Source organism: Delftia sp. CH05, from assembly GCF_009827015.1.
Taxonomy (GTDB): domain Bacteria; phylum Pseudomonadota; class Gammaproteobacteria; order Burkholderiales; family Burkholderiaceae_C; genus Comamonas; species Comamonas tsuruhatensis.
Window position 1 is genome coordinate 15,308 of sequence record NZ_WUMG01000016.1, and the last position, 20,535, is coordinate 35,842.

18 protein-coding genes and 2 tRNA genes are annotated in these 20,535 nt (G+C 68.1%); 10 read left to right on the forward strand and 10 right to left on the reverse strand.

Annotation, left to right across the window (positions count from 1 at the left end):
• Nucleotides 1-150 precede the first annotated feature (150 nt).
• Together GRX31_RS14675 and GRX31_RS14680 are read right to left on the reverse strand one after the other, a co-directional pair.
• Nucleotides 151-1,266, reverse strand: coding sequence for a 3-deoxy-7-phosphoheptulonate synthase (locus tag GRX31_RS14675; protein WP_160853305.1), 1,116 nt, complete (start codon nucleotides 1,264-1,266; stop codon nucleotides 151-153).
• Nucleotides 1,267-1,338: 72 nt separating this feature from the next.
• Nucleotides 1,339-3,624 (reverse strand): hypothetical protein, encoded by a 2,286-nt coding sequence (locus GRX31_RS14680; RefSeq protein WP_160853307.1) that lies wholly within the window; start codon nucleotides 3,622-3,624, stop codon nucleotides 1,339-1,341.
• Nucleotides 3,625-3,800: 176 nt separating this feature from the next.
• Here GRX31_RS14680 and GRX31_RS14685 point away from each other — a divergent pair, with 176 nt between their 5' ends.
• The 5 genes from GRX31_RS14685 to GRX31_RS14705 all read left to right on the forward strand — a co-directional run bounded on the left by GRX31_RS14685 (nucleotide 3,801) and on the right by GRX31_RS14705 (nucleotide 8,950).
• Nucleotides 3,801-4,544, forward strand: coding sequence for a GntR family transcriptional regulator (locus tag GRX31_RS14685; protein ID WP_016450321.1), 744 nt, complete (start codon nucleotides 3,801-3,803; stop codon nucleotides 4,542-4,544).
• Nucleotides 4,541-5,359 carry a 3-hydroxybutyrate dehydrogenase gene (locus GRX31_RS14690; protein WP_160853309.1) on the forward strand — a complete coding sequence of 273 codons (819 nt, stop codon included), beginning with the start codon at nucleotides 4,541-4,543 and terminating at the stop codon, nucleotides 5,357-5,359. Before GRX31_RS14685 ends, GRX31_RS14690 begins: the two co-directional genes overlap by 4 nt.
• Before the next feature lie 75 nt (nucleotides 5,360-5,434).
• Complete coding sequence (gene fahA, locus GRX31_RS14695; protein ID WP_160853311.1) at nucleotides 5,435-6,751, forward strand: fumarylacetoacetase; 1,317 nt, start codon at nucleotides 5,435-5,437, stop codon at nucleotides 6,749-6,751.
• A gap of 98 nt (nucleotides 6,752-6,849) precedes the next feature.
• On the forward strand, nucleotides 6,850-8,421 hold the full coding sequence (locus GRX31_RS14700; protein WP_160853313.1) for an SPOR domain-containing protein: 1,572 nt from the start codon (nucleotides 6,850-6,852) through the stop codon (nucleotides 8,419-8,421).
• Nucleotides 8,422-8,596: 175 nt separating this feature from the next.
• A complete protein-coding gene (locus tag GRX31_RS14705) occupies nucleotides 8,597-8,950 on the forward strand; it encodes an I78 family peptidase inhibitor (protein ID WP_151019665.1) in 354 nt (117 codons plus the stop codon).
• A 76-nt stretch (nucleotides 8,951-9,026) separates the two neighbouring features.
• Here the strand turns inward: GRX31_RS14705 and hemW are convergent, their stop codons facing one another.
• The 4 genes from hemW to GRX31_RS14725 form a co-directional block, all read right to left on the reverse strand.
• Entirely contained in the window at nucleotides 9,027-10,271 is a 1,245-nt protein-coding gene (gene hemW, locus GRX31_RS14710) for a radical SAM family heme chaperone HemW (protein ID WP_160853315.1), read from the reverse strand.
• Nucleotides 10,268-10,870, reverse strand: coding sequence for an RdgB/HAM1 family non-canonical purine NTP pyrophosphatase (rdgB, locus tag GRX31_RS14715; RefSeq protein WP_016450315.1), 603 nt, complete (start codon nucleotides 10,868-10,870; stop codon nucleotides 10,268-10,270). The genes hemW and rdgB overlap by 4 nt, the downstream gene beginning before the upstream one ends.
• A 99-nt stretch (nucleotides 10,871-10,969) precedes the next feature.
• Nucleotides 10,970-11,875 carry a PP2C family protein-serine/threonine phosphatase gene (locus GRX31_RS14720; RefSeq protein WP_016450314.1) on the reverse strand — a complete coding sequence of 302 codons (906 nt, stop codon included), beginning with the start codon at nucleotides 11,873-11,875 and terminating at the stop codon, nucleotides 10,970-10,972.
• Entirely contained in the window at nucleotides 11,872-12,903 is a 1,032-nt protein-coding gene (locus tag GRX31_RS14725) for a serine/threonine protein kinase (protein WP_016450313.1), read from the reverse strand. The genes GRX31_RS14720 and GRX31_RS14725 overlap by 4 nt, the downstream gene beginning before the upstream one ends.
• 89 nt (nucleotides 12,904-12,992) lie before the next feature.
• Between GRX31_RS14725 and GRX31_RS14730 the strand changes: the two genes are divergently transcribed.
• The 4 genes from GRX31_RS14730 to GRX31_RS14745 all read left to right on the forward strand — a co-directional run bounded on the left by GRX31_RS14730 (nucleotide 12,993) and on the right by GRX31_RS14745 (nucleotide 17,151).
• Entirely contained in the window at nucleotides 12,993-13,886 is an 894-nt protein-coding gene (locus GRX31_RS14730) for a YicC/YloC family endoribonuclease (RefSeq protein WP_017407182.1), read from the forward strand.
• Nucleotides 13,887-13,930: 44 nt separating this feature from the next.
• Nucleotides 13,931-14,560 carry a guanylate kinase gene (gmk, locus tag GRX31_RS14735; protein ID WP_016450311.1) on the forward strand — a complete coding sequence of 210 codons (630 nt, stop codon included), beginning with the start codon at nucleotides 13,931-13,933 and terminating at the stop codon, nucleotides 14,558-14,560.
• Between the two features lie 18 nt (nucleotides 14,561-14,578).
• Entirely contained in the window at nucleotides 14,579-14,782 is a 204-nt protein-coding gene (gene rpoZ / locus GRX31_RS14740) for a DNA-directed RNA polymerase subunit omega (RefSeq protein WP_016450310.1), read from the forward strand.
• A gap of 101 nt (nucleotides 14,783-14,883) precedes the next feature.
• Nucleotides 14,884-17,151 carry a RelA/SpoT family protein gene (locus tag GRX31_RS14745; RefSeq protein WP_016450309.1) on the forward strand — a complete coding sequence of 756 codons (2,268 nt, stop codon included), beginning with the start codon at nucleotides 14,884-14,886 and terminating at the stop codon, nucleotides 17,149-17,151.
• Nucleotides 17,152-17,178: 27 nt separating this feature from the next.
• On the opposite strand, the gene GRX31_RS14750 is transcribed toward GRX31_RS14745, so the two are convergent.
• The gene (locus tag GRX31_RS14750) at nucleotides 17,179-18,036 is read right to left on the reverse strand and encodes an NAD-dependent protein deacetylase (protein ID WP_052151735.1); all 858 of its coding nucleotides are present in this window, start codon (nucleotides 18,034-18,036) and stop codon (nucleotides 17,179-17,181) included.
• An 88-nt stretch (nucleotides 18,037-18,124) separates the two neighbouring features.
• On the opposite strand from GRX31_RS14750, the gene GRX31_RS14755 reads away from it, so the two are divergent.
• Nucleotides 18,125-19,519 carry a lytic murein transglycosylase gene (locus GRX31_RS14755; RefSeq protein WP_160853317.1) on the forward strand — a complete coding sequence of 465 codons (1,395 nt, stop codon included), beginning with the start codon at nucleotides 18,125-18,127 and terminating at the stop codon, nucleotides 19,517-19,519.
• Nucleotides 19,520-19,523: 4 nt separating this feature from the next.
• Here the strand turns inward: GRX31_RS14755 and greB are convergent, their stop codons facing one another.
• The 3 genes from greB to GRX31_RS14770 all read right to left on the reverse strand — a co-directional run bounded on the left by greB (nucleotide 19,524) and on the right by GRX31_RS14770 (nucleotide 20,520).
• The gene (gene greB / locus GRX31_RS14760; protein ID WP_012203948.1) at nucleotides 19,524-20,090 is read right to left on the reverse strand and encodes a transcription elongation factor GreB; all 567 of its coding nucleotides are present in this window, start codon (nucleotides 20,088-20,090) and stop codon (nucleotides 19,524-19,526) included.
• Nucleotides 20,091-20,207: 117 nt separating this feature from the next.
• Nucleotides 20,208-20,284, reverse strand: a tRNA-Arg gene (locus tag GRX31_RS14765).
• 159 nt (nucleotides 20,285-20,443) lie between these two features.
• Nucleotides 20,444-20,520, reverse strand: a tRNA-Arg gene (locus GRX31_RS14770).
• Nucleotides 20,521-20,535 lie beyond the last annotated feature (15 nt).

The window sequence follows — 20,535 nt, forward strand, 5'->3', positions numbered from 1 at the left end:
ATGAGATCTCGCAGTCTGCCGACCCTGTCTTTACATCGGCGACCTGTATGCACGCCACTGCGCTGTAGCGGTTGCAGCATTGCAGTCCTGCCGAAGGACAGGACTGCTCCCTTGTCTGACGCGGGTCCAAAACAGACCCGACCAGTCAACTCACCCCCGCAGCTTCGCCCGCCGCGCCTTCACTGCTGCAGCCAGCTGCTCCAGCACAGGCACGGTCTGCTCCAGGCTGATGCAGGCATCGGTCACGGACACGCCATGCGCCAGCGGCTGGCCGTTCACGATGTCCTGCCGCCCTTCCTGCAGGTGGCTTTCGATCATCAACCCCGTGATGCGGGCATCGCCACCGGCGATCTGCTGGGCCACGTCGGCCGCCACGTCGATCTGGCGGCGGTGCTGCTTGCTGCTGTTGGCGTGGGAGACATCGATCATGACCTGCGGGCGCAGGCCTGCGCCTTCCAGCAGGGCGCAGGCGGCCTGCACATGCTCGGCGCCGTAGTTGGGCTGCTTGCCGCCGCGCAGGATGACGTGGCAGTCGCCATTGCCGCGGGTCTCGAAGATGGCGGACTGGCCCATCTTGGTCATGCCCATGAAGGCGTGGGGCGCGCTGGCCGCCTGGATGGCATCGCTGGCCACCTTGACGCCGCCGTCCGTGCCGTTCTTGAAGCCCACGGGGCAGGACAGGCCGCTGGCCAGCTGGCGGTGGCTCTGGCTTTCCGTGGTGCGCGCGCCGATGGCGCCCCAGCTGACCAGGTCGCTGATGAATTGCGGCGACAGCAGGTCCAGGAATTCCGTGCCCACGGGCAGGCCCAGGGCCAGCACGTCCAGCAGCAGGGCGCGGGCCATTTCCAGGCCTTCGTTGATGGCGAAGCTGCCGTCCAGGTGCGGGTCGTTGATGTATCCCTTCCAGCCCACGGTGGTGCGGGGCTTCTCGAAGTAGACGCGCATGACCACGAGCAGCTCGCCGGCCAGGGCGTCGGCCTGGGCCTTGAGCTGGCGCGCATAGTCCATGGCCTGGTCGTGGTCGTGGATGGAGCAGGGTCCGACGACGACGATGAGCCGGTCGTCCCGGCCCTGCAGTACGTCCGAGATGGCGGCGCGGCTGGTTTCCACCAGTTGCTGCGCGGCTTCGGGCGCGGGCAGCCATTCCTGCAGCAGGGCCGGGGTGATCAGGGGGCGCACGGCCTTGATGCGCAGGTCGTCGATGCGGGTGGTGTCGTGCGTGCTCAGGGGCACGGCACTGCGTTGTACGTGGGTGGGGGTGGTCATGGCGCTATTGTCGCGCCTTGAGGTTTCCCGACCGGGGCGGGGCAAGTGCCCTGCCCGCCCCTTGGCATCGACTTACTGGGCCGCCGCTGCAGGTGCCGCTGCAGGTGCCGCTGCAGGTGCCGCTGCAGGTGCCTGTGCCGCTGCTGGCGCAGGCGCAGGTGCGGACTCTGGCGCAGTCGGCACAGCGGCCGGTGCCGCGCCGTACTGCCAGCCGGCGGGCAGCAGGCCATCGACCCAGTGCAGGCGCCAGGCCATCAGTGCCAGCAAGGCCACCACGGCCAGCGCCACCAGGGTGTTGCGCAGGCCGTTGCCTTCCGCATAGGGATCGCCCGCCGTGCGCCGTGCGCCCACCGGCACCTTGGCGGTCTGCGACAGGCTGCGGCCCAGCGGCAGGTTGATGCGCATGCGGCCGTTGATGGCCCAGCCGCTGGCGTCCAGGATGGGCCCCAGGCTGCGCTGGCGCAGCTTGAGCCAGGCAATCATCATGCTGGGCCCTGAGATGGCCGCGATGAGGCCGACCAGGGCCACGGGAATCCAGGGCCCCAGGTCAATGAACTTGCCGAAGATGCCCACCAGCACGGCGCTGATGGAGCCCAGGGCCACGCCCAGGGCGGCCACGGTGCCCACATCGGTCTTGCGCGGGGCGGCGGCCGCCGTGGCCGTGGCGGCGCTGGCCGCTGCGGTGCCGGGCGCCGTGACCAGCTGGCCGGCCTGTGTGCCCAGGCTGGCGGTCACGCCCTCCTCCTTGGCCGAGGCGCGCTTGGCCACCTGTTCCTCCACCATGCGCAGGAATTTCTTGTAGGGCAGGAAGAAGGCCTGGCCGATGCTGGTGGGGTTCTCGATGAGCTTGACGATGGTGGCGTCCCAGTCGTTGCCCGCGCGGTCATAGAACACGCCGTTGCGGCCCACGAAGAGAAAGTCCACATCGCCCGCCGTGAAGGCCGCGACGATGGCTTTCTTCTTGCCCTCGCGCCGGAGCTCGCAGTAGGCCAGGCAGGTCTTGGCGCGGCCGGCCAGCGCGGCATGGGCAGCCGTGTCGCTCACTTCCACGGTCAGGTCGCAGCTGCGGGCATCCAGGTAGAGCGTGCCGGCCTGGAAGGCCGCGCCCTCGCGCCGGTAAAAGAGGCTGAACGAGACGAAGTTGTTGAGCAGCGCCAGCAGGTCGCGCTGCAGGCGGATGAGCTTTTCCAGCGCCACGGCCTGCAGGCTGTGTTCCTTTTCGGACTCGTCCTGGGCGATGAGGTCCAGCAGCGCGGCTTCCTGGCCGCCGTCCAGCAGCGCCTGCACCTCCTGCTGCGACAGGGCATCGAGCGGCGTGGCGGGCCGGGCCGCCAGCCATTGGCGGCAGGGCTGCAGGGCGGCCTTGACCTGTTCCCACTGCGCGGCGGTGATCTCCTGCAGGTCTTCGCCCAGCACGGGCTGCACGGCCTGCTCGCGCAGCGCCTGCAGCGCGCCGGCCCATGCGGGGTTGACGCCCTGGGCCAGCGGCAGCGCGCGATCGGCCGCCACGGCGGCCAGGGGCAGCGCGGCAATGGCTTGGGCGCCGCTGTCCAGCACTTCGCGGCCCAGGGCGGCATAGCCCTCCACGGAGGGGTTGAGCGGGTCCTGCGCGCGCGTGTCGAAGGCGGCCAGGCGTGTGCGTGCGAAGAAGTCGTCCACCTTGGCCTGGACCGCGTCCACGGCGCGGGCGGCGGCTAGGGCCTGGTCGCGCTCGGCAATGCCGCAGCCCAGGGCCTCGGCGCCCGCATGCCAGTCGCGCAGTGCGCGCAGGTCCGCATAGAAAGCCTCTGCCTGCTGGCGCGCGATGCCGGCCACGCCGTCGGCGCCGGCAGCGGTGCCGTAGGCCTTGCCAATGCGTTCGATCAGCTCGGCCAGTGCCTTGTCGCCCTCGGCCGTGGCGGGGCTGACGATGCCGTCGCCATTGAAGCGCATGGCCGCCAGGGAGGCCAGGCGCTCGCGCACCTGGGCCAGGCTCAGCGCGGCGCCGCCGGCCTGACCGGACAGGGCCAGCATGCGCTCGGCCTCGGCATGCAGCAGGGCGCCCTGCTCGCTGTCGCGCTCCAGGCTGGACAGTTGCAGCACGTCGCCGCCATCGGCCAGCACCTGCGGGTCGCGCACGCGCGCCACGGCCCATTGGCAGGCGGCGATCAGCTCGGGCGGGCGGATGCGGCCGTCCTTGTCTTCGTCGATCAGGTCCAGCGTGTCGCTGTCGAACTCGATGCCGCGCGTGGGGCAGGCCAGGGCCACCCACAGCTTCTGGTCCAGCTCGCCGATGTGCGCAATGTCCTGCCCGGTGCGGATGACCACCTGGTCCACTCCACCGGCGCGAAAAAACTCCCAAGCATGTTGCTGCTGCATGAAATACCCAACGGCCGCTCTGGCCAACGTTCGAAAAACGGAAAAAGGGCCGCAGTTTAAAAGTCATTCGGCCTGTCCAATTGAAGACATTTGTCAACGACGGGCGTCAGTGCAGGCTGTCAGGGCTATTGCTTTGTGCAAAAATAAAAGCACTGAATAGATACTTTATTGCCTTCATGCCCTCCAACTCCACCGCGTCGGCCCCTCAACAAGGCCGGGACAAGCTGCACCTGCAGCTGGCGCGGCTGTTCCGCAGCAAGGTGTCCACGGGCGCCTGGCCCGTAGGCAGCGCCATTCCCACGGTGCAGGAGCTGCAGGCGCTGCATGGCGTGTCGCGCACCACGGTGCGCATGGCGCTGGGCGCCCTGGTGGCAGAGGGCCTGCTGCTCACGCGCAAGCGCGGCGGCACGCGGGTGATTGCGGCGCCCTACAAGCCGCCGTCCTTTCTGCTGCCCACCAGCTGGAAGGAGCTGGTGGCCTTTGGCGCCCACATCGGCCAGATCACCCTGCACACCGGGCGGGACTGCCTGCCGCCGATTCCCGAAGGCTTCCCCGACGTGGGCCGCATGGCCCCCGCCTACGTGCACCTGCTGCGCGTGTACGACCATGACGCGGCGCGGTTTTGCCTGTCGCAGCTGTACCTGGAGCAGGAACTGTTCCCCGAGATCGAGGCCCAGCTGCAGCGCAGCTCCCTGGCCGTGGCCCTGAGCAGCGACCCCTCGCGCATTGCCGTGGCGCGCCAGCACCTGAGCGTGGCGCCGGCCGACGAACTGGCCGCCGAGCACCTGGGCGTGGCCCTGGGCACGCCGCTGATGCAGGCGCTGCGCTGGGCCTGCAATGCCGACGGGCTGCTGATCTACTGGGCGCGGGTCCGCTTTCTCAGCGAGTACGTGCATATGGAAATGGATCTTCTGAAATGAACCCCACCCCCTCCACCCCGGCCAGCCGCCCGCATGCGGGCCGCGTGGCCTGGATCACCGGCTCGACCAGCGGCATCGGCCTGGCCGTGGCGCGCCATCTGGCCAGCGAGGGTGCAGCCATCGCGCTGCATGGCCAGGCCGCCGCTTCTGCCGAGACCGATGCGCTGGTGCGCGAGATCGCCCAAACGCATGGCGTGCCGGTGCGCCACTACGGGCTGGACCTGCGCGACGGCAGCGCCATCGCCCCGCTGGCGCAGCGCATTGCGGCCGAGATGGGCGCCATCGACATCCTGGTCAACAACGCAGGCATGCAGCATGTGAGCCCGCTGCTCGAATTCCCGGCCGGCAAGTGGGACGAGCTGCTGGCCGTCAACCTATCGGCGCCCTTCCACGCCATCCAGGCCTGCGCGCCGCAGATGCTGGAGCGCGGCTGGGGCCGCATCATCAATATCGCCTCGGTCAGCGGGCTGGTGGGCGTGGCGCGCAAGCCGGCCTATGTGGCCAGCAAGCACGGGCTGATCGGCCTGACCAAGTCGGTGGCGCTGGAGTTCGCCACCACGCCCGTGACCTGCAACGCCATCTGCCCCGGCTGGGTGCTGACGCCGCTGGTGCAACGGCAGATCGATGCGCTGGCCGCGCACGAGGGGCTGGATGCCGACGCGGCGGCCCGCCAGCTGCTGGGCGCCAAGCAGCCCTCCCAGGCCTTCGTGACCGTGGAGCAGGTGGCGGCGCTGGCCGGTTTCCTGGCCAGCGAGCAGGCCGCCCAGGTGCGCGGCGCACACTGGAACATGGACGGCGGCTTTGCCGCTGCCTGAGCCGGCCACGCCTCGCCCTGCCCCGCCAAACCCCTTTTCATACCAACGACAGACAAACCCAACCAGGAGAGACAGATGTCCTTGAACGAAACCCATGACGCAGGCCTGCGCAGCTGGGTGGCCTCGGCCAACACCGGCGCCAGCGACTTCCCCATCCAGAACCTGCCCTACGCGGTGTTCCGCCGCGCAGGCAGCCAGGAGGCCTGGCGCGGCGGCGTGGCCATCGGCGACCAGGTGCTGGACCTGGCGCGCGCAAGCGCCCTCAAGGCGCTGGGCGATGCCGTGCAGCCGCAGCTGGAGGCCGCTTCGCAGCAGCGCCTGAACGGCTTCATGGCCATGGGGCCGGCCGCCTGGTCGGCCCTGCGCCTGGCGCTGTCGCGCGCGCTGCGCGAAGGCGCTGCCGCGCAGGACGCCCTCAAGGATTGCCTGGTACCCCAGGCCGAGGTGGAGTACGCCGTGCCGGCCCAGGTCGGCGACTACACGGACTTCTATACCTCGGTGCACCACGCCACCAACGTCGGCAAGCTGTTCCGCCCGGACAACCCGCTGATGGAGAACTACAAGTGGGTGCCAATTGGCTACCACGGCCGCGCCTCCAGCCTGCGCGTGTCGGGCGTGGACTTCCGCCGCCCCATGGGCCAGCTGAAGGCGCCCGACGCTGCCGCGCCCGCACTCAAGCCCTGCGCACGCCTGGACTATGAGCTGGAGATGGGCATCTACACCGGCGCCGGCAACGCCTGGGGCGAGGCGATTTCCATGGACGAGGCAGAGAACCACATCTTCGGCCTGTGCCTGCTCAACGACTGGTCGGCGCGCGACATCCAGGCCTGGGAATACCAGCCGCTGGGCCCCTTCCTGTCGAAGAACTTCGCCACCACGGTCTCGCCCTGGATCGTGACGCTGGAGGCGCTGGAGCCCTACCGCACGGCGTTCACGCGGCCCGCCGCAGATCCCCAGCCCCTGCCCTACCTGAGCTCGGCCGCCAACTCCGAGCGCGGCGCGTTCGACGTGCAGTTGAGCGTGGCGCTGGAGACCGGCCGCATGCGCGCCGAAGGCCAGGCGGCCCAGCAGATTACCCACACCAGCTACCGCCACGCCTACTGGACCATGGCCCAGCTGGTGGCCCACCACAGCGTCAACGGCTGCGACCTGCAGCCCGGTGACCTGCTGGGCACGGGCACGCTGTCCGGCCCCACCTCCAGCGAAGCCGGTGCGCTGCTGGAGCTGACCGAAGGCGGCAAGAAGCCCGTGGCGCTGGCCAATGGCGAGAGCCGCACCTTCCTGCAGGACGGCGATGCCGTGATCCTGCGCGGCTGGTGCGAGAAGCCGGGCGCCGCGCGCATCGGCTTCGGCGAGTGCCGCGCCACGGTGCTGCCCGCGCGCCAGGGCTGACAGCAGCCTCCAATCGATCGGGCGCGATGGATTCGCCCGATCGATAGCCACGAATGTCGTGATTCCGACAGCCACGAGTGCATGACACAATTGCTGACATGCCCGCCCCATCGGAAGAAGCCCTCTCAGCACCTCCCGCCACCATCGACTTCGGAAGGCAGGCGGCCCCTGCACGGCAGGAGCCCGCCTTTGCCGAGCCCGGCACCGCCAAGAGCCCCAGCAAGCTGCCGCCCTCGATCGCCAGCGCCTTCGCCGCCGCAGCCTATGCGCTGCAGCACGGCGATGACGGCCCAGCCGCCGACGAAAGGGCGGCCCCCGGCGCAAGTTCCGGCACGAATTCCGGCACGACCAGCTTCACCGGTGGCCAGGGTGCAGGCCTGATGCCCGGCCTGTACGCCAGCCTGATTGGCGAGCCCTCGCGCGACTACTACCTGCGCCTGTTCGAGCGCTTCGATGCGCTGGGCAAGCCCCTGCCCACCTGGAACCTGGCCGCAGGCCTGTTCACCCTGCCCTGGTGCGGGCTGCGCGGGCTGTGGCAAGAGGGCGGCCTCTACGCGCTGGCCGCCGGCGGCACGGGCCTGGTCTGGGGCCTGCTGCTGCGCCCCGCGCTGGGCCTGCCCCCGGCCATAGCCCACGGCATCGATGCCATGCTGGTGCTGATGGCGATTGCCATTCCCGGCCTGGGCGCCAATGCCCTGTACTGGCACCATGTGCGCCGCCTCACCCTGCAAGCCATTGGCGAGGCCCCCAACATGGCCGCAGCGCACGAACGCCTGGCCCGCCGCGCGGCCACGCCCTTGCGCAAGCGCCTGGCCGTGGCGGCCGGTGCGGTGCTTGCCGCCGCTGCGGGTGCCGGCATCTGGGCGCTGTCGGGCACGCCACATTTCATGGCGGCACAGACCGAGGTGATTCCATCCGAAGCCGTACCGGCCGCTGCACCAGTTTCGCCAGCTGCACCAGCCGTGGCGCCAACGCCCGCCGCAGCCGTAGCTGCCGTTGAAACGCCAAGGACGGAACCGGCGCCCACACCCGCCCCCACTCCCGCACCCACGCCCCAGCCGCAAGAGCCAGTCGCCCAGGCCGAGGCGCGCCCTGATCCGCAAGCGCCCTTGCCCGTTGCCGGCAGCACCGTCTCCGGCACGGTCGAACCCATGCCCGTAGTAGCAGCTGCCGGCGCTGCGGGTGCCGTCGCGGCCACTGCAGCGGCAGCCATTCCCGTCAAGGCCGCGTTGGTGCCAGCCAAAGCGCCTGCGCCTGCACCTGCACCAGCGTCCGTACACACAGCCACTCCAGCGCCCGCCAAGCCCTCCAAGGTGGCGGCTGAAACCAAACCAGCCAAGCCTGCCAAGCCTGCCGAACCCGTCGCAAAGGCCCCGGCACCTGCCAAGCCTGCCTCGGCGGCTCTGGAGCCGGGCAACTACTACATCAACATCGGCGTGTTCTCTGAAGCCGCCAATGCCGGGCGCGTGGTGGAGCGGCTGGAGAAAGCCAAGCTGCCCACGCTCAGCCAGACCCTGCACAGCAACAAGGGCGAGATCGTGCGCGTGCGCTCGGGCCCCTTTGCCAAGCAGCGCAGCGCCGATCAGGCGGCGGCCAGGATACGCGCCATGGGCCTGGAGGCCACGGTCTTCCACCACGCCCCTGCGGAAGGCCGCAGCGCGCGGCGGTGATGCCCTGGCAGCACCTTGGCAATGCCTTCGTGATGCCTTTGCTGCCGCCTGTTACTTCCGCATGCCAATGGCACCGCCCGAGCCCGGCTAAGGTATGCGGCGTTGTCCGAGGCGATGCGCCAGCGCCCGCCCTGATACTGCGCAGCACACACCCCCTGAATTGAGGAGACAGACCATGCCGACGATCACCACCCCAGCCCTGCACCGCCGCCTTGCCGCCCTGGCCCTGCTGGGCGCCACCACCCTGGTTGCGGGTTGCGCCGGCATGAGCAATCCTTTTGGCGGCAGCAGCGGCGGCGCGGCGCAACCGGCCCCGCGCCCCGTGCAGGTCTGCAATGCGGCATCGGCCCAGTCCTTCGTGGGCAAGAGCAATACCTCGGCCACGCTGGAGGCCGCCCGCAAGCAGTCGGGCGCCTACATGGCCCGCGTGCTGCGCGAAGGCCAGCCAACGACGATGGAGTTCAACCAGGAACGCCTGAACCTGGTGGTCGATGGAACCGGCCGCATCGTGGCCGTGCGCTGCGGCTGATCGCCGACCGATTGCGCTGTGGCGCTGGATGAAGAAAGGACGCCGAGGCGTCCTTTTTCAATCGTCGTCGGCCCGCTCACTCTGCCAGGAACAGCTCCTGCAGGTCGCTGAGGAAGTCAAAGCCCCGCTCCGTGGGCACCACCCGGCCCAGGTCGCGCTTGATCAGGCCCTTGGCCTGTGCTGCATCCAGCCCCTTGGCGATGGACGACAGCGGCAGGCCCGTGCGCTCCATGAAGTCCTGCAGCGCAAAGCCTTCGCGCAGGCGCAGCGCGTTGAGCATGTACTCGAAGGGCAGGTCGGCGCGGCGCACCTCGCCGTCCTGCGCCAGTGGCGCGCCGGCCAGGGCCTGGTCCATGTAGCGCGCGGGATCGCGAAAGCGCACCTGGCGCACGATGCGGTGGGCAAAGCTGAGCTTGCTGTGCGCGCCCGCGCCAATGCCCAGGTAGTCGCCGAACTGCCAGTAGTTGCGGTTGTGCCAGCACTGGTGGCCCTCGCGCGCATAGGCTGATATCTCGTAGCGCTGCATGCCTGCGGCGGCGGTGCGCGCGGTGATGCGGTCCAGCATGTCGTAGGCCAGGTCGTCCTCGGGAATGGCCGGCGGGAACTTGGCGAAATACGTATTGGGTTCGATGGTCAGGTGATAGACCGACAGGTGCGGCGGCGCGAAGGACAGGGCCACGTCCAGGTCACGCGCCAGGTCCAGCTCGGTCTGGCCGGGCAGCGCGTACATCAGGTCGATGTTGAAGGTCTCGAAGCTGTCGGCCGCCTCGCGCACGGCCGCACGCGCCTGGGCGCCATCGTGCACGCGGCCCACGGCCTGCAGCAGGCGGTCGTCGAAGCTCTGCACGCCAATGGACAGCCGCGTGACACCGGCCGCGCGGAAGGCGCGGAAGCGGTCGGTCTCGAAGGTGCCGGGGTTGGCCTCCATGGTGATCTCGCAGTCGGCCTCCATGCGCAGGCGCGCACGGATGGCGGCCAGCAGCCGGTCGATGGACTCGGGCGCGAACAGGCTGGGCGTGCCGCCACCGATGAAGATGCTGTGCACGGTGCGGCCCCAGATCAGCGGCAGCGCGCTTTCCAGGTCGGCGACCAGGGCGTCGATGTAGCGGTCTTCGGGCAGCTCGGGGCCGTCGCGGCCGTGCTCGTGCGAGTTGAAGTCGCAGTACGGGCACTTGCGTATGCACCAGGGCAGGTGCACGTACAGCGACAGCGGCGGCAGGCTGCCCAGCTGCAGCGTGCCGGGGCGCATGTAGTGCTGGATGTCGCGCTGCACGGCGGCCTGGGCGCCGGCGGCCGCATCCTGGGGCTGGATGGGAATCATCGCACCCAGCGCTCGCGCACGAGTTCGATCATCTGCAGCGTGGCGCGGCCGCGGTGGCTGTGCGCGTGCTTCACGGCCGGGTCCATCTCGGCGAAGGTCTGGCCCAGCTCGGGGATGTACATCACGGGGTCGAAGCCGAAGCCCTGCGTGCCACGGCGCTCGGTGGTGATCTCGCCGAGCACACGGCCCATGGCGATCAGCGGTTCGGGATCCTTTGCGCTGCGAACGCCCACCAGGGTGCTGACCATGGCGGCGCGGCGGTCGGCCACGCCCTGCATCTGCTCCAGCAGCGCGCGCACGTTGTTGTCGTCGCTTTTCTCGTAGCCGAACTGCGTGCAGTAGTAGGCCGTATCCACGCCCGGCAGCCCGCCGAAGTGCGAGACGCACATGCCGGCGTCGTCGGCAATGGCGGGCAGGCCCGTGCGCTCGGCCGCGAAGCGGGCCTTGGCCAGCGCGTTCTCCACAAAGGTGCAATGCGGCTCGGGCGCCTCGCCCTCGAACAGGTCGCCCTGGCGGATCAGCTCCACCCCCAGCGGGGCGAACATGGCTTGCAGCTCGGCGAGCTTGCCGCGGTTGTTGGAGGCCAACACAATCTTCATCGTAGAAATCCATTCGGGCGCCCGTGCGCCCTTTGTCGTCAATAGGTTCGGTAGTCCATGCGCGCCAACGGCACCGCTGCCGCGGGCCAGCAGCGGCATTCAGCGCTTGAACTGGCGCTCGGCCGAGCGGCGTATCGCTTCGTTGATCTCGGCGATGGAGCGCTCGATGGCCGCGTCGTCGAGCTCATCTTCCAGGTCTTCGATTGCCCCGCCCTGGATCGTGGATTCAAACGCGTCGTTCTCGATGTCCTGGGTGGAGATGCCCATGGTGGACTCGAAGGCGTCTGGCGTCTCCCACTCCATGGCAATGGCCGTGACGTTGTCGCTGGCATCGCCCGCATTGCGCAGTGCCGTATCGACCAGCTGGGGAATGGCCTGGGACACGGTGCGGCCGTGCAGGGTGCGCAGCAGGTGCCCTTCGTCCACGCTGCCCCACAGGCCGTCGGAGCACAGCAGCAGCTTGTCGCCCTGCTCCAGCCGGCGCGGCTCGGTCACGTCGTAGATGGGCTTTGACGGAGAGCCCAGGCAGGTGAACAGCACGTTGCGGCTCGATGTCTTGAGCTGGGCCGCGATCTCGCCCATCTCCAGATAGGAGTGATCGCGCGTGCGCACCAGCAGCTCGCCGCCGCGAACCAGGTACAGGCGCGAGTCGCCGCAATGGATCCAGGTGATCTTGCCCTTCTGGATGACGGCGGCGACCAGCGTGGTGCGCGGCGTGTCGATCATTCCCTTGGCGCTGGCATAGCGCAGGATCTGCCGGTGCGCGTGCAGCAGCGCATCGACCAGAAAGCCCTGCGGATCTTCGAGCAGCGGCTTGGCCTGGCGCTGGAAATGCACGGACATCACCTGCAGCGCCAGCTGCGCGGCGACCTCGCCTTCGGGATGGCCGCCCATGCCGTCGGCCAGCACGAAGAGCACGGCTTCCCGCGTGTAGCAGTAACCCATGCGGTCTTCATTGAGCGCACGGCCGCCGCGGCGGCTCAGCTGGAATACCGAAAACCTCATGGCTTGCGCTCCTGGCCCACGGCTGGCAGGCCCGCTGCGCCGCTGATCTTTTGCATGTTCTTCTTGGCGTCGGTCACCAGCGTGTCCAGCTGCAGGCGCATGCGCTCGGAGACGCTGAGCTTGGTGTAGCGGCGCTCGCCTTCGCGGCTCAATTCCTTTTGCAGAGCAAACACCGACTGCGGACGCGATCCCGGGTCCACGGCCATGCACCACTCGACCACCTCGATGAGATTGTCCGAATACACGCCGCGCAGCTTGGTCAGCGCCAGCGTGAGCCGGTCCTTGTCCTGGCGCTGCGGCGCCTCGTTGGGCGGAAATCCCTGCATGCAGGCATAGATGCAGGCGCCGATGGCGTAGATGTCGGTCCAGGGACCCAGCGATGCGTCGCGGCGGTACATCTCGGGCGCGGCAAAGCCCGGCGTGTACATGGGGCGGATGAAGTTGCCTTCCTTGGACAGCACCTCGCGCGCCGCGCCGAAGTCGATCATCACGGCACGGTCGTCATTGGTGATGAAGATGTTGGCCGGCTTGATGTCCAGGTGCAGCATCTTGTGCTGGTGCACGATGCGCAGGCCGCGCAGCACCTCGTCGAACAGCGAGCGAATGGTCGATTCACGGAACACCTTCTCGGCCTTGAGCTCGCGCGCGGTGACGACGAAGTCCTGCAGGGTGGCGCCCTCCAGGTAGTTCATCACCATGTAGACGGTTTCGTTCTCGCGAAAGAAATTGAGCACGCTGACCACGGAAGCGTGCGAGATCTGCGCCAGTGAACGCCCTTCCTCGAAGAAGCTCTTGAGGCCCAGGCGGTACAGCGAAAGTTTTTCGGGCGCCACGGCGGGCTGCAGCTCTCCGGGGGCACGGGTGGCCAGCGAGGCGGGCAGGTATTCCTTGATCGCCACCTGCTTGCCCTCTGCATCCAAGGCCAGGTAAACGACGCCGAAACCGCCGGAAGCAAGCCTGCGCACTACCCGATAGCCGCCGATCGTGCTGCCTGGCGGCAATGGCGCCGGCTTGATCTTGGAAGACATTTTTCTCCGGTGAGTCTCAGGGATGGGGCGAAACCCGGATAATCGGGCAATTGCAAGCATCCATCAAAAGTCCAATGCCAGTTTACAGCATGACCGGATACGCCAGTGCCCAGCACGGCGCGTCCGAAGAAGATGGTGGAGCGTCGGGCCGCAACAGCCGGCTCGGTCTGGAGATCCGCTCGGTCAACAGCCGCTTCCTGGATCTTTCGTTCCGCCTGCCCGACGAACTGCGCGCGCATGAGCCAGCCTTGCGGGCCCTTTTGACCGCCCGCCTCAAGCGCGGCAAGGTCGAGGTGCGCGCCGCCATCGACAACGACGACGGCAACTCCCTGCCCGACCCCTCCACCGCCATGCTGCAGCGCCTGGCCATGCTCCAGGACACTGTCCAGTCCTGGCTGCCCGACGCCCGCAGCCTGTCCGTCTCCGACGCCCTGCGCCTGGCCAGCGGCAGCGGCAACTCGGCCGTTGACTGGAGCAGCGTGCTGCCCACGCTGGCAGAGCAGGCCCTGACCGAACTGCTGGAGGCCCGCGCCCGCGAAGGCAAGCGCCTTGCCACCATGCTGCTGGACCGCATCGCGCAGCTGCGCAAGCTCGCGGCAGATGCCACGCCCCTGGTGCCCCAGCTCGTGGAGCAGCAGCGCCTGCGCTTCATGGAGCGCTGGAAGGAAGCGATGGCCCTGGCCGAAGGCGCCGTGGCGCCCGAAGCCGCCCAGGACCGCGCCCTGACCGAGGCCACCGCCTTTGCCATCCGCATCGACGTGGCCGAGGAAGTCACCCGCCTGGACTCGCACCTGGACGAGATCCAGAGCCTGCTCAAGAAGGGCGGCGAGATCGGCAAGCGCCTGGACTTCCTGATCCAGGAACTGCACCGCGAAGCCAATACGCTGGGCTCCAAGTCCGCCACGCTGGAGCTGACCCGCATCAGCGTGGACATGAAGGTGCTGATCGAGCAGATGCGCGAGCAGGTGCAGAACATCGAATAAGCCCAACACAGATGCCCATGCGTGAACACACTGCGCAAAATTCCATGGATTACCCCGGAAACCTCTTTGTCGTCTCGGCCCCCAGCGGGGCCGGCAAGTCCAGCCTGGTGCGCGCGCTGCGCGAGTTCGATGCGCGCGTCTCCCCTTCCGTCTCCCACACCACGCGCGCGCCGCGTGGCCAGGAAAAGCACGGCCGCGAGTACTACTTCGTCTCCGACCAGGAGTTCGACGCCATGGTGTCGAACAACGCCTTCGTCGAATGGGCGAACGTGCACAGCCGCCGCTACGGCACGGCCAAGAAGGCTCTGGAAGAGCGTATCCAGGTCGGCACCGACGTGCTGCTGGAGATCGACTACCAGGGCGCACTGCAGGTCAAGCAAGCGTTTCCGAACGCCGTCCTGATCTTCATCCTGCCGCCCAGCTGGGACGAGCTGCGTGCCCGCCTGGAAAACCGGGGCGAGGACGCGCCCGAGGTGATCGAGCTGCGCCTGAAGAACGCGGCCGAGGAGATGGCCCAGGTGGCGAAATTCGACTTCGTTATAATCAACGAATTGTTCGAGAGCGCACTGTTTGATCTCAAGACGATCATCCACGCCCAGCGCCTCAAGTATGCGGCTCAGCGCAGCCGCCGCGCAGAGACCTTCGAGTCTCTCAATATTTCTGAACCCAACTGACGTTTCCCGGAGATCCTGATGGCACGCATCACTGTTGAAGACTGCCTGGAGCAGATCCCTAACCGCTTCCAGCTCGTGTTGGCCGCCACTTACCGCGCACGCATGCTGAGCCAGGGTCACACGCCCAAGATCGAAACCAAGAACAAGCCCGGCGTCACCGCGCTGCGCGAGATCGCCGAAGGCAAGGTCGGCATCGAGATGCTGAAGAAGGTTCCGGGCTGATTTGCTGCAAAGCAACACAATGGCCCCACAAAGAGCACCGCACAGCGGTGCTTTTTTTACATGAAGCCTGCACAAACCAGCATGCACGCTACATTTAAGTCATGAAAGCGGCCTTGACTTCGTTCACAGCCCCCTCTGATCCCGTACCGCCACCCCGGCCCGAGCGCATGTCTGCAGAGCAGGCAACCGCCGTGTCGGCCAATGCCTTTGCCGGACTGATGGAGCACCTGGGATACCTGGATGCCACCAGCATCGAGCAGGTGCGCGAAGCCTATGCCTTCGCCGACCAGGCCCACAGCGACCAGTGGCGCAGCAGCGGCGAACCCTATATCACCCATCCCATCGCGGTCACGGCGCTGTGCGCGAGCTGGAAGCTCGACGCCCCGGCCCTGATGGCCGCGCTGCTGCACGATGCGATGGAAGACTGCGGCGTCACCAAGGCCGATCTCGCCCAGCGCTTCGGCCAGGACGTGGCCGAGCTGGTCGACGGCCTCACGAAGCTGGACAAGCTGCAGTTCAACACGCGCGAAGAGAACCAGGCGGAATCCTTCCGCAAGATGCTGCTGGCCATGGCGCGCGATGTGCGCGTGATCCTGATCAAGCTGGCCGACCGCACCCACAACATGCGCACCATGGGCGACATGCCGCGCAGCAAGTGGGGCCGCATCTCCTCGGAAACGCTGGAGATCTACGCACCCATCGCCCACCGCCTGGGGCTGAACCAGACCTACCGCGAGCTGCAGGACCTGGCCTTCCGCCACCTGCATCCCTGGCGCTACGCCACGCTGGAAAAAGCCATCGCCCGCTCGCGCAAGCGACGCCGCGACCTGGTCCAGCGCGTGCAGGACGAGGTCAATGCCGAGTTCGCCGGCGCGGGGCTGCAGGCCCGCCTTGCCGGCCGCGAAAGCACGCTGTATTCGCTCTATCTGCGCATGGAGAAGAACCAGCTGAGCTTTGCCAAGGTGACGGACATCTACGGCTTTCGCATCATCTTGCCGCGTGTGATCGATTGCTACACGGCGCTGGGCGTGCTGCACCAGATGTACAAGCCCATGCCGGGCCGCTTCAAGGACTACATCGCCATTGCCAAGAACAATGGCTACCAGTCGCTGCACACCACGCTGGTGGGTCCCTCGGGCGTGAACATCGAGTTCCAGATCCGCACCGAGGAAATGCACATCGTCGCCGAGGCCGGCGTGGCCGCCCATTGGCTCTACAAGGCCCAGCCCGGCCACGATTCCGAGCAGCTGGGCACGCAGTGGCTCCAATCGCTGCTGGACATCCAGAACGAGACGCGCGATGCCGCCGAGTTCTGGGACCACGTCAAGGTGGACCTGTTCCCCGACGCCGTCTACGTGTTCACGCCCAAGAGCGAGATCATGGCCATGCCGCGCGGCGCCACCGTGGTGGACTTCGCCTATGCGATCCACAGCAAGGTCGGCAACCACATGACCGCCGCGCGCATCAACAACGAGGAAGTGCCGCTGCGCACCGAACTCAAGAGCGGCGACGTGGTGCAGATCGTCACCTCCGAAGACGCCACGCCCAACCCGGCCTGGCTGGGCTTCGTCAAGACCGGCCGCGCGCGCTCCAAGATCCGCCATTACCTGAAGTCGGCCGCGCAAAGCGAATCGGCACGCCTGGGCGAGAACCTGCTGGCCCAGGCCATGCGCGCCGAAGGCATGGACGCCGTGCCGCCGGCCGATGAAGCCAACCAGGCGCTGTGGGACGAAGTGCTGCGCATGGCAGGCAGCCGCAGCCGCGCCGACCTGATGGTGGACATCGGCATGGGCCGGCGCATTGCATCGCTGGTGGCCTCGCGCCTGACGGCGCTGATGGCGCGCCACGGCCACCGGCCCGACGCCCTGCTGCTCACGCGCGAACGCTTCAATGCCAGCAACCGGCCCTTCCAGGGCGCCGTGCTGCTGGACGGCTCCAACCAGGGCTCCATCCACTACGCGCAGTGCTGCCGGCCCGTGCCGGGCGACGCCATCGTGGGCTATCTGGGCAGCGGCGAAGGCCTGATCGTGCACCACGCGCAATGCAAGATCGCACAGCGCCTGCAGGAAAAGGACAGCGACCGCTTCATCGTCGTGGAATGGGCAGATGACATCGATGCCGCGCGCCTTTTCGAGGCCCGCATCGTCGTCACCGTCAACAACGGCAAGGGCGTGCTCGCCCGCGTGGCAGCCGAGCTGGCCGGCGCCGAAGTGGACATCCTGCGCGTGGACATGGCCGACGAGGCCGCCATGAGCACCACGGACCTGTGCTTCGTGATCTCGGTGCACGACAACCAGCAGGTGGAGTCCGCGCTGCGCAACCTGCGCCGCGTGCATTCGGTGGTGCGCGCATCGCGCGTCATTCCCTGACCCCGGCCCTGCGGGCCGATCTCGTCTCTACAGGCCCTGCACCAGTTGCTGAAGCAGCTGGCCGCAGTCGTGTTCGAACTTGCAGGCCAGCAGATCTTCGGCCCGCATGCGGCCCTGGTTGACCGCCACCACCGGCTTGCCCTGGGCCACGGCCTCGTGCACGAAGCGCAGGCCCGAATACACCATCAGCGACGAGCCCACGACCAGCAGGCCCTGCGCATGCCCGAGCGCGGCCCGCACCGCCGCCACTCGCTCGCGCGGCACGCCCTCGCCGTAGAACACCACATCGGGCTTGAGCACGCCACCGCAGTGCGGGCAGGCCGGCACGTCGAAGCGGCTGAAGTCGCGCCCCTCCAGGTCGGCATCGCCATCGGGCGCGGCCTGGGCGCTCAGGCCGGCCCAGCCGGGGTTGCGCTGCAGCAGCATGGCCTGCAGCGAGGCGCGCTCCATGCCGGCGCCACAACCCATGCAGCGCACGGCGGCAATGCGGCCGTGCAGGTCGATGACACCCTCGCTGCCTGCCGCCGTATGCAGGCCATCCACGTTCTGGGTGACCAGGCCGGCCATCCATCCGCGCTGCTGCAGCAGCGCCAGCGCCTCATGGGCCGGGCCGGGCCGGGCCTGTGCCATCACGGGCCAGCCCAGCAGGCTGCGCGCCCAATAGCGCTGGCGCGTGGCATGGCTGCCCATGAAGGCCTGCAGCGTCACGGGCTGGGGCCGCTTCCACTGCCCCGCCGCATCGCGGTAGTCCGGAATGCCCGAGCCTGTGCTGCAACCTGCGCCCGTCAGCACCAGCCAGCGCTGGCCAGGGCGCAGCAGGGCACGCAGCGCCTGCGCGGCATCCTGCACAGGCGGGGAAAGGGAGGGCGATGGTGCAGCAGTCATGGGAGCACAGCATAGCGATCCATGGATGGCTTGGTGCGGAAACACCGTGTTGCATTCAGCGCCAGGGCGCAGCGGAGACAATGGCTGCATGCCCCACGCACATGCCACCGCCCCCGTCCCCAGCAACGCCAACGGCCCCCACAGGCTGACCCGCGCCGGACTGGCCACCGCCCTGACTGCCGCTCTGCTGGCCGGCTGCGCCTCCCGACCTGCGCCCACGCCGGTGCCAGCGCCAGCTTCCGCTGCGGCAAACTCCACGGCTGCGGCCGCCCCTGCCGCCCCTGCCGCAGCGGCACAGGCCGGCCCGGCCGCAGCGCCTGCTGTCGAGGCAAGCGGTGCGCAAGAGGCGCCCCAGCAGGCCGAGGCCGCCAGCTTCGAGGCCTGGAAGCGGGACTTTGCGCGCAAGGCGCTGGAGGCCGGCATCTCCGCCAAGACCGTGAGCAGCGCGCTGGAGCCGGCCCGGCTGCAGCGGCGCGCGGTGCAGCTGGACCGCTCGCAGCCCGAGTTCACGCGCACGCCCTGGCAGTACCTGGACAGCGCCGTCTCGGCCCAGCGCATTGCCCAGGGCCGTGCCAAGCTGCGCGAAGCGGCTGCACCGCTGCAGGCGGCCAGCCAGCGCCATGGCGTGCCGGCCGAGGTGATCGCCGCCATCTGGGGCATGGAAAGCAATTACGGCAGCAACTTCGGCAACTTCCCCACCGTCGATGCGCTGGCCACCCTGGCCTTCGACGGCCGGCGCGCGGCCTGGGCTCAGAAGGAGTTGCTGGCCGCCCTGCGCATCATCGACAACGGCGACATCGACGCGGCCCACATGATCGGCTCCTGGGCCGGCGCCATGGGCCATACGCAGTTCCTGCCCTCGGTCTTCCTGGCCTATGCGGTGGATGCCGATGGCGATGGCCGCCGCGACATCTGGGGCAGCCTGCCCGATGTGACGGCCTCCACGGCGAACTACCTGGCCCATTCGGGCTGGAAGACGGGCGAGCCCTGGGCCGTCGAAGTGCGCCTGCCGGCAGGCTTTGACCATGCACGCGCCGAGACCAGCGTGCGCCAGGACAGCGCGCAATGGGCGGCCGAGGGCGTGCAGGCCGTGGACGGCTCCGCCCTGCCCGCCATGGCCAATGCCAGCGTGATCGCACCGGCCGGCGCGCGTGGCCCGGCCTTCATGGTGGGCGCCAACTTCCGCACCATCCTGCGCTACAACAACTCCGTGAATTACGCGCTGGGCGTGGGCCTGCTGTCGCAGCAGCTGGCCGGCGGCCCGGGCGTGCAGGCGGCCTGGCCACGCGATCTGGCCCCGCTGTCGCGCGAGCAGTTGCGCGCCTTGCAGGCCGCGCTCAACGAACGGGGATTTTCGGCCGGCACGGCCGATGGCGTGATGGGACCTGCCACGCGCGCGGGCCTGCGCCAGTTCCAGCAAAGCCAGGGCCTGGTGGCCGATGGCTATCCCACGCTGGAGCTGCTGCAGAAACTGCAGCCCTGAACGCTCACCCGGCGGCGCTGCCCGGCTCCGGGTAGGTGACTTCCAGCACTTCCAGCGTGCGCACACCTGCGGGTGTGGGCAGGGCCACCTCGTCGCCCACACGGGCCTTGAGCAGGGCGCGCGAGACGGGTGCGATCCAGCTGACCTGCTGGCGTGCGCTGTCGGCCTCGTCGATGCCCATGATGGTGATGGTGCGCTCCTCGCCCTCGTCATCGACATAGGTGACGGTGGCGCCGAAGTAGATCTGCTCGCTGCCGGCATGCACGGAGGGATCGACCACCTCGGCGATCTCCAGCCGCTTGGTCAGAAAGCGGATGCGCCGGTCGATCTCGCGCAGGCGCTTCTTGCCGTAGAGATAGTCGCCGTTCTCGGAGCGGTCGCCATTGCTGGCCGCCCAGTGCACGATCTCCACGATGCGCGGGCGCTCGTTGTCGATCAGGTCCAGCAGCTCCGTCTTCAGCCGCTCGAAGCCCTGGGGCGTGATGTAGTTCTTGCCGCCCGGCGGCAAGGGCGGCAGGCCGACTTCATCATCGTCGTCGCCGTCGGATTCCTTGGTGAAAGCCTTGCTCATAGGGAGCCGATCTTCACACAGATCACCGCAGCAGGCGAAGACGCCGCACAAACCTCGACACCAACTGAGCACAAACGAAAAAGCCTCAGAACTTTGCAGTTCTGAGGCTTGTCGTTTTGGTGCGGCTGGCAGGAATCGAACCCACGACCCCTTGGTTCGTAGCCAAGTACTCTATCCAGCTGAGCTACAGCCGCCAATCTTCGAATTATAGCGTGCTTTTTGAACGCCTACGGAAAACCATGAAAATATCGAAAAATAACCGTTGACCAGCGCCTGAACCATGGCCACGACCACCGTGCGGGCGCCTGAAACGAAAAAGCCTCAGAACTTTGCAGTTCTGAGGCTTGTCGTTTTGGTGCGGCTGGCAGGAATCGAACCCACGACCCCTTGGTTCGTAGCCAAGTACTCTATCCAGCTGAGCTACAGCCGCCAAGACAACGATTGT

What these genes read in the sequence shown, in the direction of transcription:
- GRX31_RS14675 (WP_160853305.1), bottom strand. Translation starts at nt 1,266, where the DNA reads ATGACCACCCCCACCCACGTACAACGCAGTGCCGTGCCCCTGAGCACG.
- GRX31_RS14700 (WP_160853313.1), top strand. Translation starts at nt 6,850, where the DNA reads ATGCCCGCCCCATCGGAAGAAGCCCTCTCAGCACCTCCCGCCACCATC.
- GRX31_RS14720 (WP_016450314.1), bottom strand. Translation starts at nt 11,875, where the DNA reads ATGAGGTTTTCGGTATTCCAGCTGAGCCGCCGCGGCGGCCGTGCGCTC.
- hemW (WP_160853315.1), bottom strand. Translation starts at nt 10,271, where the DNA reads ATGATTCCCATCCAGCCCCAGGATGCGGCCGCCGGCGCCCAGGCCGCC.
- GRX31_RS14725 (WP_016450313.1), bottom strand. Translation starts at nt 12,903, where the DNA reads ATGTCTTCCAAGATCAAGCCGGCGCCATTGCCGCCAGGCAGCACGATC.
- fahA (WP_160853311.1), top strand. Translation starts at nt 5,435, where the DNA reads ATGTCCTTGAACGAAACCCATGACGCAGGCCTGCGCAGCTGGGTGGCC.
- GRX31_RS14745 (WP_016450309.1), top strand. Translation starts at nt 14,884, where the DNA reads ATGAAAGCGGCCTTGACTTCGTTCACAGCCCCCTCTGATCCCGTACCG.
- GRX31_RS14685 (WP_016450321.1), top strand. Translation starts at nt 3,801, where the DNA reads ATGCCCTCCAACTCCACCGCGTCGGCCCCTCAACAAGGCCGGGACAAG.
- rpoZ (WP_016450310.1), top strand. Translation starts at nt 14,579, where the DNA reads ATGGCACGCATCACTGTTGAAGACTGCCTGGAGCAGATCCCTAACCGC.
- GRX31_RS14705 (WP_151019665.1), top strand. Translation starts at nt 8,597, where the DNA reads ATGCCGACGATCACCACCCCAGCCCTGCACCGCCGCCTTGCCGCCCTG.
- rdgB (WP_016450315.1), bottom strand. Translation starts at nt 10,870, where the DNA reads ATGAAGATTGTGTTGGCCTCCAACAACCGCGGCAAGCTCGCCGAGCTG.
- GRX31_RS14730 (WP_017407182.1), top strand. Translation starts at nt 12,993, where the DNA reads ATGACCGGATACGCCAGTGCCCAGCACGGCGCGTCCGAAGAAGATGGT.
- GRX31_RS14755 (WP_160853317.1), top strand. Translation starts at nt 18,125, where the DNA reads ATGCCCCACGCACATGCCACCGCCCCCGTCCCCAGCAACGCCAACGGC.
- GRX31_RS14690 (WP_160853309.1), top strand. Translation starts at nt 4,541, where the DNA reads ATGAACCCCACCCCCTCCACCCCGGCCAGCCGCCCGCATGCGGGCCGC.
- greB (WP_012203948.1), bottom strand. Translation starts at nt 20,090, where the DNA reads ATGAGCAAGGCTTTCACCAAGGAATCCGACGGCGACGACGATGATGAA.
- GRX31_RS14750 (WP_052151735.1), bottom strand. Translation starts at nt 18,036, where the DNA reads ATGACTGCTGCACCATCGCCCTCCCTTTCCCCGCCTGTGCAGGATGCC.
- gmk (WP_016450311.1), top strand. Translation starts at nt 13,931, where the DNA reads ATGGATTACCCCGGAAACCTCTTTGTCGTCTCGGCCCCCAGCGGGGCC.
- GRX31_RS14680 (WP_160853307.1), bottom strand. Translation starts at nt 3,624, where the DNA reads ATGCAGCAGCAACATGCTTGGGAGTTTTTTCGCGCCGGTGGAGTGGAC.